Source organism: Gillisia marina (genome assembly GCF_000258765.1).
GTDB lineage: Bacteria > Bacteroidota > Bacteroidia > Flavobacteriales > Flavobacteriaceae > Gillisia > Gillisia marina.
Map to the genome: position 1 here is coordinate 1 of NZ_AJLT01000087.1, position 15,203 is coordinate 15,203.

Sequence of the window (15,203 nt, forward strand, 5' to 3'; positions counted from 1 at the left end):
TTTTTTTATTAAGATTAAAATGTTTTACTTAGAAGAAGCTTTTGCCCCTTTGTCTACTACAGGACGTTCAGCTCTGTTTGCAATTTCCCATGCAGTTAAAAACACTAAACGAGCACGCTTTTCTAAAAGGTCATATCTAATTTTATCCGGAGTATCAGTTATTTTATGGTAGTCGGCATGAACCCCATTAAAATAGAAGATAATTGGAATATCATTTTTAGCGAAGTTGTAATGATCACTTCTGTAATAAAAACGGTTTGGATCGTTCTCATCATTATAAGTATAGTCCAAATCTAATTTTGTGTACTTAGCGTTTACAGCTTCACTTAACTCATGAAGTTCGGTACTCAGCTTATCACTTCCGATAAGATATACGTAATTATCATTTTTTTTTATGCGCATCATCTGTTCTACCAATCATATCTATATTTAGATTAGCAACAGTTTGAGACAACGCAAAAACAGGATTTTCGGTGTAATATTTAGAACCGATCAATCCCTTTTCTTCACCGGTAACATTCAAGAACAAAATTGAACGTTTTGGAGCAAATCCATCTTTTCTAGCTTTTGCAAAGGCTTCTGCTATTTCTAGGATGGCAACTGTTCCAGATCCATCGTCATCTGCTCCGTTAAAAACATTTCCTTTATCATCCATTCCAACGTGATCGTAATGAGACGAGATAACTAAAATTTCATTTGGCTTTTCACTTCCAGGGATGTATGCTAAAACGTTTTCTGAATTTTTCACGTCGCCTCTAAACATAGAAGAAGGAACTTCTTGGTAATAATCATCTCCACCAATTGGAGAAACTATTTCTAAAGATTTATATTCCTTTTTAAGGTACTCTGCAGCTTTCTTTTGTCCCGGCTCACCCGTTTCGCGACCTTCAAAATCGTCGCTAGCAAAAATATAAAGATGTTCTTTTAATTCTTTTGAAGTGATGCTATTGGCATAATTCATAGGGTTTACATCTTCGATCATTTTTGGCTGTTGCGCGCCACAACTTAGAAGAGTAAAGGCGATTGCGCCTAAAAATATATTTTTCATAAAGGTTATTAATTTAATAAGTTGCCGCAAGATAAGGGAAATGGAAATAATTAGCAGATTCCTATTTATAAATAAATGCTAATACTTATAGGGATGATTTGTAATTAGATTTAAATACTTACTATTCTGATTGTAAGGCAGGTCACAGGATAGATTTCTTTCGAAATAAAAAATATAGAAAAAAGGAATAAAATATTTCATTATTTAAAAAAAAGCTCATTATATTTGCACCCGCAATCAAGGAATACTTGATGAGACACACTGGAGAATTGGCAGAGTGGTCGAATGCGGCAGTCTTGAAAACTGTTGAGGGTCACACCTCCGGGGGTTCGAATCCCTCATTCTCCGCGAAAAGCCCCGTAAACGCAATGTTTACGGGGCTTCGTTTTTATGGGTGCTAGATGAGTTAAATTTATTTTAATAATATTAAAGTTTCTTCCAACTGCTGGTCAGATTTCTTTTTTACAACAGCTTTAAATTCTTCAAATAATGCTCTGGTTAGTTTCGTGTGTTTATGATATACTTCATCTGCGAAAGTATGCAGTATGTAAAAGTTGCTTTTTTCATGTTTAAAAAATTCTAAAGCATATTTTATCACATTTATTGCATTTGCTGAAAAATCAGTAGGAATAAGTGTTTTATTCATAATTGCGAGATTTAATACTAACTACTAATCTAGCTTTCCGCTTCTTAAAATAAAATGATAATGCTCATGTAAAGAGAGACTTAATAACACACTTTCTCTTTTTATAGATCACCCAATACACAAAGCTATGTGCCGTTTCTTGACATGATTTATATCATTTTTATTCGCGCCATCCCCCGCTATATTTGATATGATATAACTATATTTTATGGGGAGAGAAAAAACCTTTGTAGATAACCTAAAAGTTTTCTTTGCTGAAGTTGGTGATATCTCTTATTTCACTGCCCGATTCTTCCGGGAGTTATTTAAGCCACCTTTTGAATTCAAAGAATTATTGCACCAATGTTTTAATATGGGTAATAGATCTTTATTGCTTGTAGGGGTGACAGGTTTTATTTTAGGTTTGGTTTTTACCTTACAATCCAGACCTACCCTTATGGAATTTGGGGCTGAATCTTGGATGCCATCTATGGTAAGTATTGCTATAGTTCGTGAAATTGGACCAGTTATTATCGCGCTTATTTGCGCTGGTAGAATTGGTTCCGGGATTGGTGCAGAATTGGGATCTATGAGAGTTACAGAACAAATTGATGCTATGGAAGTGTCCGGCACCAACCCATTTAAATTTCTCGTGGTTACAAGAATAGTTGCCACAACATTAATGTTACCACTTCTTATAATAATTGGAGATGCCATAGCTTTATTAGGATCGGCGCTGGTAGAAAATTTAAAAGGAGAGGTCTCCTATCTTTTATATTTTAATGAGGTTTTTAATGCCATTACGTATGGGGATATTATACCTGCCACTATTAAGTCCTTTTTTTTTCGGATTTGCAATCGGCTTGATAGGCTGTTATAAAGGCTATTATTGCTCTAAAGGAACTGTAGGAGTAGGAGAGGCGTCCAATGCAGCGGTAGTTTATTCATCTATGCTCTTGTTTATCATAGATTTTATTGCAGTATTTATAACCGATATATTTTTCGAGATCTAATGGAATTTGAAAACAACATAGCACCTGTGTTAGAGCTTAATAACTTGTATAAAAGCTTTGGTGAAAATCATGTGTTGAATGGATTTAATTTGAAATTGTATAAAGGTGAAAATCTGGTAGTTATGGGAAAATCCGGTTCAGGAAAATCGGTAATGATAAAATGTCTTGTTGGATTAATGCAGGCAGACAGAGGTAGTATTAAAATTAAAGATCATGATATTACGAAGTTGGGCCAGAAGGAACTCGACATTTTACGAACAGAGATTGGTTTTTTGTTTCAGGGAAGTGCCTTATACGATTCTATGACGGTAAGAGAAAACTTGGAATTTCCATTAAGACGACATAAAAAACAACTCGGATTAAATGATCATACAGAAACTCTGGTTTTAGAAGCTTTAAATAATGTGGGGTTGGCTCACGCTATAGATCTTATGCCGGCAGAACTTTCGGGAGGAATGCAAAGGCGAGTAGCTTTAGCAAGAGCACTTATTTTGAAACCAAAAATAATTTTATATGATGAACCAACAACCGGATTGGATCCTATAACAGCGAAGGAAATTATACAGCTCATGCGAAGCATTCAGGACACTTATAATACCTCTTCCTTAATAATTACGCATGATGTGGATTGTGCAAGAGTAATTTCTAATAGAATGATCCTATTGGTAGACGGGATCAATTATGCAGAAGGCACTTACGAGGAATTAATAGTCTCTAATGATCCAAAAGTACAGGCATTTTTTAAAAATTAAAAAGTATGGACAAGTCAGCTTCCCAAAAAATAAGACTAGGGATATTTGTAGTGGTTGGTACATTGCTACTTATCGCAGCTTTATATTTTATTGGAAATCGTCAACATTTATTCAGTAAAAACATTCAGATCTATGCAGTTTTCGAAAATGTGAACGGATTACAACTAGGTAATAATGTGCGCTATTCTGGAATTAATGTAGGAACGGTAGGTAAAATTGAAATGCTTGGCGAATCAGAAATCATTGTAGAGATGATGATAGAAGAAAAAACAGCCGGTTTTATTCGAAAAAATGCGATTGCTACCATTGGTTCCGATGGCTTGGTAGGTAGTATGGTTGTGAATATTCTACCCGGTAAAGGGGAAGCTTCTTTTGTGACTTCCGGTGATACCATTGTTACGTATAGTAAAATTGGAACCGACGATATGCTATCTACCCTAAATGTTACCAATGAAAATGCAGCACTACTTACAGCAGATCTATTAAAAATCACCAATAAAATTATTGAGGGCAAAGGAACACTTGGAGTTTTAATAGCAGATACTACGATGGCTGGAAATATTAAAGAAACCATAGATAACCTTAGAACTACCATTGAGAGCACCTCTAATACCATGTATAAATTAAATAAATTAATTGCCAAGGTGGATATGATGAAAGTGTAGCAGGTATACTTCTTAATGATACGCTTACCGGGCAACAATTGAAAACAGTGTTCAATAATTTAGAGCAATCTAGCAATGATATTAATGAGGTGACTAAAAACTTAGATGGAATAATTTCTGAAATAAAAAATGCTGAAGGTGCGCTAAATTATCTGACATCAGATGAGCAATTGGTAAAAGATATTGACTCCACCATGTTTTACATAAAAGAATCAACCTATAAATTAAACCAAAATATGGAAGCCTTAAAACACAACTTTTTATTTAGAGGGTATTTCAGAAAATTGGAGAGACAAAAAAAAGCGAGAAAGTAAAAATAATTAATTCCAAACTTAAAAGCTAAGGTCTAATTGAAAGGACACTTCTTGCTAAAAAACGCTCTTAAATCTGTTTCTTTTTTCGATATAATCGGAAATAATAATAAGCAGCGACACCACCTATTAAGGAAAATAAAGCCAACATCCAAAACACGTGTTGATGCCCCACTTTACCAGGCGAATTATCTAAAAGATAACCCATTGCGGGTCCTGCGAATATATCTGGAGTATAACCAACTATCGAAATTAGCCCAACGGCAGTTCCTGTAAGTACCAAAGGGATTTGTCCGCTCTCCATCACCGCAAAGTATAAAGAACGTGCGGCATACACTCCCGTAGCCACAACCAATATGGAAATAAAAAACAACGCCGTTTCCGAATCTGAAATCACATCTAAAGCAAATAATAAAGCCCCAAAAAATGAAATCAAAAAGCTTATAACTAACCAATAAGTGGGGCGGGTGCGATCTGCCAATACCCCAATGAGGACACCTATTACAGGTCTAATAAATAACAAAAAAGTACCTACTTGTGCCGATTGAACTTGATCATAGCGCATTACATCCTTGGCATACAGCGAAAATACATCGGTAATTTTGTATCCTACATAGGCACATAAAATTATAATCATCAATAGCCATACAGAAGGCAATCGCATTACTTCTTTGATTTGCCGGATCGTTATTTTTTCTAAGATGATCTCTTTTTCAGTTTTTGGGTCTAATTTCATGAAGAACCATACCAATATTCCCACCACCACTACAATCCCAGACGAAACTAAGATGACCTGCTTGAATGCTGCCCTGCTTTCAGAAATTTTAACCTCAGAGATCTCTGAAGTAATAAAGATGGAAAAAATAATTACACCTAATGCTCCAAATAGCGCTCCCACAAGTCCACGTCCGCCATCCAAAAAGCCAAATGCCTTACCCTGTGAATTCGATCCACCCCAGACCCGAGTGGCTTTGATCATTGGAGCCCAGAATAAAAATATGGTGGTAAAACCCCAATATCCATATAGTATTTTCAATACGTTATAACTTGGAAATGTAGCATATACCAATCCTCCTAGAGCAGTCATCCATAATGCCGTTGCAATCAATTTTCGTGGAGGAAACTTATCTGCTAAGGGCCCTCCAAATAGATAAGATAACAATGCTACTATCCCATAAACTGAGAAACATAAGCCTAACTGAAGATTGTCCAGAGAGAACAATTCAAGCACGGTAGGTCTAAATACTCGGGAAAGGACGAAGGGAAGAATAAATACCGACTCTCCTGCCAATATAAGTAATAAGAGAAAGTACCATGGGGCTTTTTTTGGAATCATTGACTAAATTTTGAAACTAAGAATTTAAATTCTTGCCTAAAAATAGCACTTTACAATGGTTTTTGGCTAGGATAGCATAAAGTTGTTGGTTTGAACCTTATTTCCATCTGGGCACATGAAAGTTAATAAAGAAAGAGAATTGGATGAAGTTATATTCCTTGAATCCAATTTGTTGGATACCAGCCGAAGATTTTAAAAAAAAAACTACTTCTAATTGTAATAGCATCTAGAAAATCCCGAAGAAGCAATCACAAAAACAACTCCACCTCAAATATCCTTTAAAAAATGCACCAATTCATCTTCTTCCCAAAAGCCAATCCTTTTATGAAAATTTCGGGATTCGGTGGCGGTGAGCCAGGTGTCAGATCCTAACTGGGTGCAGCCCTTTTCTTTGCACCATGCTTCTCCTTGCTGAATGAAGTTTTTGGCGATGCCCAGCCTTCGGAATTCAGCTTCAATAAATATCCCTTCCAAATAGCCGGTGGGAGAGGTGGTGGCGCCTTCTACATAATCGGTGCGAATGGAAAATACTGAAAATCCAATTGCTTCTCCTTCCGGAGTAAGTGCAAGAATGACCTTTTTGTTTTCAGCATTACAAGCGTTGCGTAAATGAGTTGTCAGTTCATCTTTCTTGATCTTAGTCCAAAGTTGTTCTCCCATTTTCAGAAGTGCAGGGAAATCAACCTCTTCAGCATTTCTATAAGTTATTTGTGATTTCATGTTTGTTTTTCAGCTAGAAACTAAAGTTACTCATTACTAAAATCCACTCAACATATTAATTCACAAATCTACAGGTTACGAGAAGCATTCAGCAAAACTAAAACTATAGGTAAAAGATACTTACGAAAAATCCATACCTGTAGAAAGATCGATCTTATTGGGAGTCAAAATGTCCCTGGGTTTCACAAAAGAAAACGGATTGATCACCTGCTCCACCAGCTGCTCGGGTAATTTCTCCAGGAAATACTTCGAAGAAAGCTCCGAACTTTCAGCGGTATTCACCGTGTTGATAGAATTGGTATCGCGGGTAATGATTAACTCATTCTTGGCTCTGGTTAAAGCAACATAGAGCACGCGCCTGTCTTCCTCGATACTTTCTTCACTATGCAGGTTCCATGCACTCGGGTACACCTTAGGAGAAACATTCAGCACATAACACACATCGGCCTCCAAGCTTTAGCCGAATGCACCGTGGAAATGATCACATGATCTTTAATCTCGCTATCATTCAACTGAGAACCCTCCAATACAGGCTCCCCATTTAACTGCTTCGCATTTTCCAGGATCCCTTCAGAAATTAACTGACCGATAGAGGAGTAGTTATCGCCCAGCATTTCCAGCACCGGGAAATCAGATTTTCGTTTCTCCTCCCAATCCTTTCGGTATTTAAAAGCTAAGGTGAATTCCATTTTAGAATAGGTTTCCTGCAGCGCTTTCTTCACGTTCCCCGAATTTATAAAGATGGTGTTATAAATATCTGCGATCTTCTCCCCATCTGGCCCTCCAATAGCATCTTCCAGATTCTGAGCGCATTCCAGCGGATCTTTAAATTCCAGGATCTTAGAAATGTATTTCCCCGCCTTAATTTCGCCAATCCCATCCCAAAAAGTCAGGAACCGCATCCAGCCAATTTCATCATATACATTGTTCACCACCCGCAGGGCAGAGATCACATCTTTAATATGCGCCGCTTCCATAAACTTTCTTCCGCCATAAGTCACATAAGGGATTTTCTTCTGAATAAACACAGCCTGCAACGGTTTGGTGTAATAGGTAGATTTAGACAGGATTAAATGATCTATAAAATTCTTGTTATTTTCAGTGAAGTTCTGGAGGATGTTTTCAGCAATAAAATTCGCCTCCTCCCATTGGCTCGCAACATTTATAAGTTTCGGCTTCATTCCGTCCCCTCGGCTGGCAATTAATTTCTTCTTATAATCTAAACTGGATTCAGCAATAAGCCAATTAGAAAAGTTCAATATTTCCTGAGTAGATCTATAATTATTGTCTAAGATCAAAACCTCCGATCCCGGTACCCGTTCCTTAAACAAATGCACATTCTTATAATCGGCACCCCTAAAAGAATAAATAGACTGGGCATCGTCTCCCACACAATAAAATTTAGCAATTTCTAAGAAAGGCTCGAGTAAATACCATTGCAGGGGGTTGGTATCCTGGAATTCATCTATTAATAAATGCTTCACCTGCTGCGCAAGAATGTTTCGCGCCTCGGCATCATTTCTCAATCTATTAGCCACCAGCAGCAAAAGATCATCATAATCCAGATAGCGGCCATCCCCTTTTTTAGCCTGATAAGCTTTTAACAGCACTTCCACTTTCGGCCTAATAATGTCTATTTCGTCATTCGTTTCCTCATCGGTCTTACCCTTATAAATCTTCTCGCGAATGGAGTTAGAAAGATTTTGCCGGGTATTTCTTCCGTAAGAATAGATATCTATTAATTGCTGAGGTTTTATGCGAATCCCTTTATACTCAATTACCTGATCTCCGCATACCATCTTCATCACACTCAGCTGGTCATCGGGGTCTATCACGGTGTAATTGGAAGCGCCAAATAAATTAGGATAGCGCACTATTAACTGATTGCACCAGGAATGAAAGGTAGAGCCATTAAGGCTTTGCGCCTGATTAGTAGATAAGGAAGATTTTACCCGCTCCACAATTTCGTTGGCAGATCTTTTGGTGAACGTAAGGATCTGGATCTTTTCAGGAGGAGTGCCCTGATCTATTAAATAGGCTGCTCTCCCCACAATACATCTGGTTTTCCCTGTTCCCGCACCTGCAAGAACCAATAGATGCTTCCCGCTAAATTCAACGGCTTTTTTCTGCTTCTCGTTAAGAATATGGTTCTCCACTTTTTTTTGGTAAAGATAATAATTATTAGGAAAGTAGGAATTTTTCCAATTTACGGAATATTTCCTATTTTTGACGCCATGATCGCTATCTATATTCAAACTATACCCCTGGGCGCAAAGACCAAAGTTCCTTATAGGATAATGCTTTTTTCTGAAGACTTCCCTCAGAAATTTATGGAGTTTCCTATAAGGCCTGAAGTCACTATTCCTAAAAAGTTGTATTTTCTGAATGGTTTGGATAGGTTAGCACTTTTGGCTGCGGAAGCATTCTGCAATGTTGCAGATGAGTTGATCGATTTATTTAGGGAGCAACAATTACTTTTTAGCGAAAAAGAGCAGTTTAATTTACTGAAAGCGCAGTTTAGAAATATTGGCTATAATTTTAATCTGAAGCCTACAATTTTATGGCCTTCCGGAAGTAAAAGGAGCAGGAATTTAGAAGCCTTAGAAGAGGCGATCTCTGCGGAATATTTACCCAGGAGTATCTCATTTGCTGAAATTTTTCTGAAGGCGATGGCAAATGTAACCTCTCAGCAAAGCGAGCAATTGGAAGATTATAAGGCTACCCATTTAAAACTTCAAAGCTATGAGTTGTCAAAATATAGCCGAAGCCCGGGAGTGTATTTTTTTCTGAATGCCAGGGAAGAAGTGATCTATGTGGGCAAGGCGAAAAATATAAGGAAACGCTTACAAAGTCATTTTTCCAATGCTGAAAAACAAAGTAATATCGATTATTCCCAGGTGGAGGATATAGCTGTGGAGTATACCGGAAACGACATTATTGCGCAGCTGGCGGAATCTGATAATATTAAAAGCTTAAAACCCCTTTATAATTCCCAACAAATCAAAACCCCAGATCCTTATATCATCACCTTGGCGAGTACCGCAAAGGGGATTGCAAAGATCAAGATCACCAGAAAGGAATATGAAGACAGCTTGCCCGAGAAATATTTTAATAGAAGCTCTGTAGTTGCAGCCTTAAAAGATTTTTGTGAAGAAAATAAGTTGTGCAGGAAACACTGCGCGCTGGAGACCGTGAAAGGCCCCTGCAGCAATGTTACTAAAAGATGGCTGGCCTGCGTATGTGCCGGGGGAGAAGGGGTAGAGGAATACAATAAAAGATTTCAGATTGCTTTTGATGCTTTTCGAAGAAAAACCACCAGAAAGATCTATAAGCTAAAAGGCCGAAACGAGCTGGAAGATGCTTTTGTATACGAGCTTAACGGGATCTATGAAGGTTATGGCTATATAGAAAGATCACAGCCTATCTCCAATTACAACGACATTTTAGGGCATCTGGTTAGGCAGAAAAACAATTACGATACCACCAGGATTGTGAGTTCCTTGGCAAAGTTAGTTAGGGAGAAGGATGTTCTTTATGTTTAGAGTTGGGGTATGTTCTTACTTAACGCGAGTATCGTGGATTAGGGACGCTCTCGATGGCTAACGGAATTATTGTCATAGTTGTTTTATGCTTAAAAGTTAAAATATAAATTTTAATCAGAATGCACATCACTTTTACTTAACCTATGTTTTCAAGCTATACTTGCAGAATGTTAATAAAGTTGGTAAATTTTATGTAGAACCGTTAGTTATAGTATTCAAAAAAACCTAGATTTAAAATCTAATAAAAGTTTAAGTGATTAGTAACAATATAGTAACTGCGAGTCCAATTTTAAGATGGGCTGGAGGAAAAAATTGGTTAGTTAAGCATATCTCTACTTTACTTCCCGAAAAGTTTAATAATTATCATGAACCTTTTATTGGAGGAGCGTCGATGTATTTAGCAATTGATCCTTCTAATCATGCATATCTTTCTGATTTAAATAAAGATCTTATTGAGACCTATAACGCTGTAAAACAAGATCCATCTGCTATAATTAATATTCTTAAAACATACGAGAATTCAAAAGAATTTTATTATTATTTGAGAGAAAAAGAAAGTTGCGGAGAATATTCTAAGGCTGCTCGATTTATTTTTTTAAATCAAACTTCTTTTAATGGTATTTACAGAGTTAATTTAAAAGGTAAATACAATGTACCATATGGGAATAGAACAAAAAATTTTTTAGAGGAAGATAAGATTTATGCATTAAGTCATAGATTACAGAATGCGTATTTAACTCATGGTGATTTTGAAGTAAATAAAGATCAAATACATGAAGGTGATTTAGTTTTTTTGGATCCCCCTTATACTGTTTCTCATAATAAAAATGGATTCATAAAGTATAATCAAAAACTATTCTCTTTAGACGATCAATATCGCCTTAGTGAATATGTTGATCTAATTAAAGAAAACAATGCATATTATATTTTGACAAATGCAGCTCATGAAAAAGTCAAAGAAATTTTTAATAAAGGTGATAAAAGATTTGTCAAAAATCGAGCAAGCTTAATAGGAGGTAATAATTCGAACCGTGGAATAATTGAAGAATATATTTTCACTAATATTTAAGTATGACAGAAGAAATAAAATTGGGTTTATTTAAAAAGATTATTTCTGAAAACGATATTTCGAAAGAACTTAGAAAACGTAAAAAAGACCATTTTAATGAAAGTGTTTCTAAGAAGAATATTGCTGATCTAGAGAAATTTACAGAAAAAGGGTGGGCTTTAGATAAAGAATTTGTCAATACTCTGAGGCTTAAAAAAGATAAGAGTCATGATATTCTTTTTGAGGACAAAGTATGGTCATTATTTGCATCCTTAGGCTTTAAATTTATGAATAAGGATAGGAAATTTGAAATACCTTACGATAAAAATAATCCAAATCTTACACAGCAAATTGATGTTTTAGCTAAAGATCAAGAGTCAATTATTATTATTGAATGCAAGTCTACAAAAGATAAGAATAAAAAGGGCGATTTTAAAAAGGAATTAGAAGCATACAAGAGTAAAATACAGGGTATGAGAACTTCTTTACGCCAACTTTTTCCTGATGAAAAGCTTAAGTTTCAGTTTATTTTAGCAACTGAAAACTATTCAATATCCGATAAGGATATGGAACGATTAGAGGGCATTAATGGAATTCACTTTGATGATGAAGCTATTAATTACTATTATGAAATGCTGAAACAGATAGGACTTGCAACCAGATATCAGCTATTGGGAGGTCTGTTTTTTGGCCAAGAAATTCCAGAGATGGATAATGAAATCCCTGCCATTAAAGGTAAAATGGGTGGACATACGTATTATTCGTTTTCCATTGAACCGGAAAAGCTTTTGAAAATTGGTTATGTCTTACATAGGAATAAGGCTAATGTAAATATGATGCCAACTTATCAGCGTATAATAAAGAGGGCAAGACTCAAGTCCGTTCATAAATTTATTGACGAAAAAAAAGGCTATTTTCCGAATTCAATTATCATAAGTATTGATTCAGATAAGAAAAAGGATTTAGAATTTAAGAAAGCAAATACTCAAAGCGAAACAAGTATTTCAAAAATAGGGCTTCTGTATTTGCCTAAAAAATATAGATCCGCTTTTATTATCGACGGGCAGCATAGGCTTTACGGTTATGCTAATTCAATTTATAAAAACAGTAATTCTATACCAGTCGTTGCATTTTTAAATTTGAATAGAACGGAACAAGTGAAATTGTTTATGCAAATAAATGAAAATCAAAAGGCTGTTTCAAAGAATTTAAGAAACACTTTGAATGCCGATTTATTATGGACATCAGATAGTTACATAGAACAACTCACGGCCTTACGATCTAGAATTGCAATATTTTTAGGGGAGAGCAGGAATTCTGCCTTATACGATAAAATTTCTATCGGGGAAGATAGTAAGATTATAACTCAACAAGCTTTCGAAAACGCTTTAAAAAAAATGTAATTTTTTTTGGTAAAGTCACTAAAAATAAAATTGAGGAATTAGGCTCATTTTATAATGGGGATTTAGATGACTGCTATGATAGGCTTTCCGAATTACTAAGATATACATTTAATTACTTAAAGGAGTCCATATCAGATGTTTGGGAGGATCCCAATAGTATTGTTGTCATAAACAAAGGAATTTATGCAATAATTAAAATACAAAGTGATATAGTTGATCATTTATTAGAAAAAGGAATAATTACTAAAACAAATACTCCAAAAGTAATATTTGACGAAAGTAAAACTTATCTCGATTCAATAATTGTCTTTTTCCAGGAAATAGACGATGAAACTGAAAAAGCATTGAGAAAGGCTTATGGAACTGCTGGTGATACTAAATATTGGAGAACTCTGCAGCAAGTAATTTTTGAAGATCACAAAGATTTTAATCCTTCTGGTTTAGAAGATTATAATAAAAAGGAAGAAAAAGCATACAATACAAAAACCTTCGAATATGTACGGGAGATTGAAACATTTTTTAAAGAAGATTTCAAGGAAAAGTTAATCGATGAATTTGGGAGTGGTTGGTTAAAAAAAGGTGTTCCTCCTACCACTTTAAAAAAAAGCGCATGATTTAGCTTTTGAAAAAAAATATGCAAATTGAAGATGAGGATAAAGAAGTAGAAGATTGGGATTGTCTTACAATCATAGCTTATCGTTCAATTGCCTTAAAAAATTGGAGACCTATTTTTGAAAAAGGATATGCGAGATTAGATGGCGATAAGAAAACTGGTAATAAAGAGGATAAAACAAAATGGATGGTTCATTTAGAAAAGATTAGAAATAAGACTGTTCATGATTATTATGTTTCAGAAGAAGAATTTTCTTTTGTTGAAAATATTTATGATTGGCTAATCAAGAGTCAAAATTGAAATAAATAATGAAACTACATCTAACTAGTCATATTTTTAAATTTTAAAGGAGTAAGGATATTAAGAATATTTGAGGTTTCATTAAGAAATGGAGGTAATTATCAACAAATCTTAAGAAACATCTGGTTTTAATATATAAGTACAATATCTATCAAAAGTAAAAGCTTTAAACAAAGAAACCCACCAAAAATGGTGGGTTCGAAACTTCAATTGATAATTAAATTAATCTTTCATTTCTTCTTTCTCTAAATTAATAGGCAGTGTAACTTCGTTTCCTTGCTTGTCCAGCACTTTAACTTCATCAAACCCCATTTCACTGAACTGGTCCAACTGCGTTGCAGCCAGCGTCAACAACTACCAGATATGCCATTTTTGACTCATCTAGATATTTTTGAGACAACTGCTTGTGTTGCTCTAGAGTCATAGCGCCAATAATTTCCTCCTCTTTCTTAATATATTTAGGATCGAGAACGTAGGCACTCATTTCTTGAAACATCAAATAACAATGAATAATGAGCAATAGACAATTAATTCCCTTTCTCTTTTTTTCATTAGCTCTCTGGCATTAAAGTCAAAGTAAATATCCGGATGAAGTTTTTATGCTACATTTGGCGCTACTCAATGCAATATGAAAAGAGTTTTAGTAAAATATAGAAAAAGTGCTTTTGGAAGGTATCTTATTCGCAATCAAAAGTACGCCCCCATTCTTTTTTTTATGGGTGGTTTTATTTTTGACACGTTGACCTTAGGGCGAATAGATCGTGTTTATGATACGGTGGTACTTTGCTCGCATATGTGCTTACTTTCTATAACGCTTTATTTATATAATACAGTGAATAATGATAAGTGGGAAAGTACCTTTATCAGCCGTCATTCCGAATATTTGCCGCTTGCTATGCAGTTCTTCTTTGGCGCACTTTCAAGCGCTTTTGTTATCTATTTTTTCAGAAGTGTGTCCATGTCAAAAACCATGGTTTTTTTCATACTGCTGGTGCTGCTCTTATTTGCAAACGAGTTTCTTAAAAAGAAGATCTCCAATAAATACCTTCAGTTTAGTGTTTATTTTTTTATAAGTTTTACCTTTTTCGCCTTTATGATTCCCACGCTCATCAGGAAAATGAATACTTTTATTTTTATCATTTCGGGACTTGTAAGTTTGTGGTCTACGCTGGTACTCATCAGGTTTATTTTCAGGTCAAGCCCAGGTACAAGAGCTGAGATAAGTCTGAAAAAACTGATGGGTATTATCTTTTCTATTTATATAACCATTAATGTTTTTTACTATTTTAATCTTATTCCACCAGTGCCGCTAGCTCTGGATACCGGGTTGGTGGCTCATGATGTGCGAAAAAATAATAACGAATACCTCGTTACTTACGAGAAGGATCAATGGTATGTATTTTGGCGTAAACATAGCATCAATTTTCATCGTCAAGCAGATCAAAGAGTTTATGTGTTTACTTCTGTTTTTGCACCTACAGATTTAAAAAAGGGCATTTTTCATAGGTGGAAACGATACAATCCCGAAACCGGAAAATGGGAAGTAACTGATGACCTTGGATTTGAAGTTGCCGGTGGGCGGGATCGAGGTTTCCGTGGATATACTTATAAAACCAACCTTAAAGAAGGCCAATGGAAAGTTGATGTAATTACTGAAGAGGAACTTGTACTTGGGGTTGTTGAATTTGTGATTAAAAACACTTCTGAATCTTATAAAGAAGGAATGGTCAAGAAATCATTTTAAAATCTGTCTCGCTTCTCCGTCAGTTCGAGTGAATTTCAAAACCGGTTCTCGATACATTTTTTCCCTGAGCTTTCGCCTCGGTA

Annotated in this window: 15 protein-coding genes, 1 tRNA gene and 2 pseudogenes; 11 read left to right on the forward strand and 7 right to left on the reverse strand. The window is 35.4% G+C overall.

Going from position 1 to position 15,203, the window contains the following annotated elements; all coding sequences use genetic code 11:
• Positions 1–24: 24 nt before the first annotated feature.
• Positions 25–1,048 (reverse strand): annotated as a pseudogene (locus tag ON07_RS15675) (M28 family metallopeptidase).
• 263 nt (positions 1,049–1,311) lie between these two features.
• On the opposite strand from ON07_RS15675, the gene ON07_RS13585 reads away from it, so the two are divergent.
• Positions 1,312–1,396, forward strand: a tRNA-Ser gene (locus tag ON07_RS13585).
• Positions 1,397–1,460: 64 nt separating this feature from the next.
• Here the strand turns inward: ON07_RS13585 and ON07_RS13590 are convergent.
• Entirely contained in the window at positions 1,461–1,694 is a 234-nt protein-coding gene (locus tag ON07_RS13590) for a universal stress protein (protein ID WP_010232546.1), read from the reverse strand.
• Between the two features lie 208 nt (positions 1,695–1,902).
• Between ON07_RS13590 and ON07_RS15680 the strand changes: the two are divergent.
• The 4 genes and pseudogenes from ON07_RS15680 to ON07_RS17880 all read left to right on the forward strand — a co-directional run bounded on the left by ON07_RS15680 (position 1,903) and on the right by ON07_RS17880 (position 4,417).
• Positions 1,903–2,686: pseudogene (locus tag ON07_RS15680) on the forward strand (MlaE family ABC transporter permease).
• Positions 2,686–3,438, forward strand: a complete 753-nt coding sequence (locus ON07_RS13600; RefSeq protein ID WP_010232550.1) for an ABC transporter ATP-binding protein — start codon at positions 2,686–2,688, stop codon at positions 3,436–3,438. The pseudogene ON07_RS15680 and the gene ON07_RS13600 overlap by 1 nt, the downstream one beginning before the upstream one ends.
• A gap of 5 nt (positions 3,439–3,443) precedes the next feature.
• Positions 3,444–4,103, forward strand: a complete 660-nt coding sequence (locus ON07_RS15685) for an MlaD family protein (RefSeq protein ID WP_316928170.1) — start codon at positions 3,444–3,446, stop codon at positions 4,101–4,103.
• A 47-nt stretch (positions 4,104–4,150) separates the two neighbouring features.
• Positions 4,151–4,417, forward strand: a complete 267-nt coding sequence (locus ON07_RS17880) for a hypothetical protein (RefSeq protein WP_316928171.1) — start codon at positions 4,151–4,153, stop codon at positions 4,415–4,417.
• A 67-nt stretch (positions 4,418–4,484) separates the two neighbouring features.
• Here the strand turns inward: ON07_RS17880 and ON07_RS13610 are convergent, their stop codons facing one another.
• The 4 genes from ON07_RS13610 to ON07_RS15690 form a co-directional block, all read right to left on the reverse strand.
• On the reverse strand, positions 4,485–5,750 hold the full coding sequence (locus ON07_RS13610) for an MFS transporter (RefSeq protein WP_010232552.1): 1,266 nt from the start codon (positions 5,748–5,750) through the stop codon (positions 4,485–4,487).
• Between the two features lie 267 nt (positions 5,751–6,017).
• Positions 6,018–6,470: an aminoglycoside 6'-N-acetyltransferase gene (gene aac(6') / locus ON07_RS16075; RefSeq protein WP_010232554.1), complete on the reverse strand. Its 453-nt coding sequence runs from the start codon at positions 6,468–6,470 to the stop codon at positions 6,018–6,020.
• A 120-nt stretch (positions 6,471–6,590) separates the two neighbouring features.
• Positions 6,591–6,923, reverse strand: a complete 333-nt coding sequence (locus ON07_RS17495) for a 3'-5' exonuclease (protein WP_262486228.1) — start codon at positions 6,921–6,923, stop codon at positions 6,591–6,593.
• The gene (locus tag ON07_RS15690) at positions 6,896–8,626 is read right to left on the reverse strand and encodes an ATP-dependent helicase (RefSeq protein WP_262486229.1); all 1,731 of its coding nucleotides are present in this window, start codon (positions 8,624–8,626) and stop codon (positions 6,896–6,898) included. The genes ON07_RS17495 and ON07_RS15690 overlap by 28 nt, the downstream gene beginning before the upstream one ends.
• Before the next feature lie 6 nt (positions 8,627–8,632).
• Here ON07_RS15690 and ON07_RS13625 point away from each other — a divergent pair, with 6 nt between their 5' ends.
• The 5 genes from ON07_RS13625 to ON07_RS17315 all read left to right on the forward strand — a co-directional run bounded on the left by ON07_RS13625 (position 8,633) and on the right by ON07_RS17315 (position 13,376).
• On the forward strand, positions 8,633–10,012 hold the full coding sequence (locus ON07_RS13625; RefSeq protein ID WP_010232555.1) for a GIY-YIG nuclease family protein: 1,380 nt from the start codon (positions 8,633–8,635) through the stop codon (positions 10,010–10,012).
• A 253-nt stretch (positions 10,013–10,265) separates the two neighbouring features.
• Positions 10,266–11,081 carry a DNA adenine methylase gene (locus ON07_RS13630; protein WP_010232556.1) on the forward strand — a complete coding sequence of 272 codons (816 nt, stop codon included), beginning with the start codon at positions 10,266–10,268 and terminating at the stop codon, positions 11,079–11,081.
• A gap of 2 nt (positions 11,082–11,083) precedes the next feature.
• Positions 11,084–12,463 (forward strand): DGQHR domain-containing protein, encoded by a 1,380-nt coding sequence (locus ON07_RS17305; protein WP_010232557.1) that lies wholly within the window; start codon positions 11,084–11,086, stop codon positions 12,461–12,463.
• A 344-nt stretch (positions 12,464–12,807) separates the two neighbouring features.
• Positions 12,808–13,077: a hypothetical protein gene (locus ON07_RS17310; protein WP_010232558.1), complete on the forward strand. Its 270-nt coding sequence runs from the start codon at positions 12,808–12,810 to the stop codon at positions 13,075–13,077.
• A 20-nt stretch (positions 13,078–13,097) separates the two neighbouring features.
• Positions 13,098–13,376, forward strand: coding sequence for a hypothetical protein (locus ON07_RS17315; RefSeq protein ID WP_010232559.1), 279 nt, complete (start codon positions 13,098–13,100; stop codon positions 13,374–13,376).
• Between the two features lie 313 nt (positions 13,377–13,689).
• On the opposite strand, the gene ON07_RS17320 is transcribed toward ON07_RS17315, so the two are convergent.
• The gene (locus ON07_RS17320) at positions 13,690–13,860 is read right to left on the reverse strand and encodes a hypothetical protein (protein ID WP_237708943.1); all 171 of its coding nucleotides are present in this window, start codon (positions 13,858–13,860) and stop codon (positions 13,690–13,692) included.
• 144 nt (positions 13,861–14,004) lie between these two features.
• Here ON07_RS17320 and ON07_RS13645 point away from each other — a divergent pair, with 144 nt between their 5' ends.
• Positions 14,005–15,120, forward strand: a complete 1,116-nt coding sequence (locus ON07_RS13645) for a DUF2914 domain-containing protein (protein ID WP_010232563.1) — start codon at positions 14,005–14,007, stop codon at positions 15,118–15,120.
• The last annotated feature ends 83 nt before the right edge of the window (positions 15,121–15,203 follow it).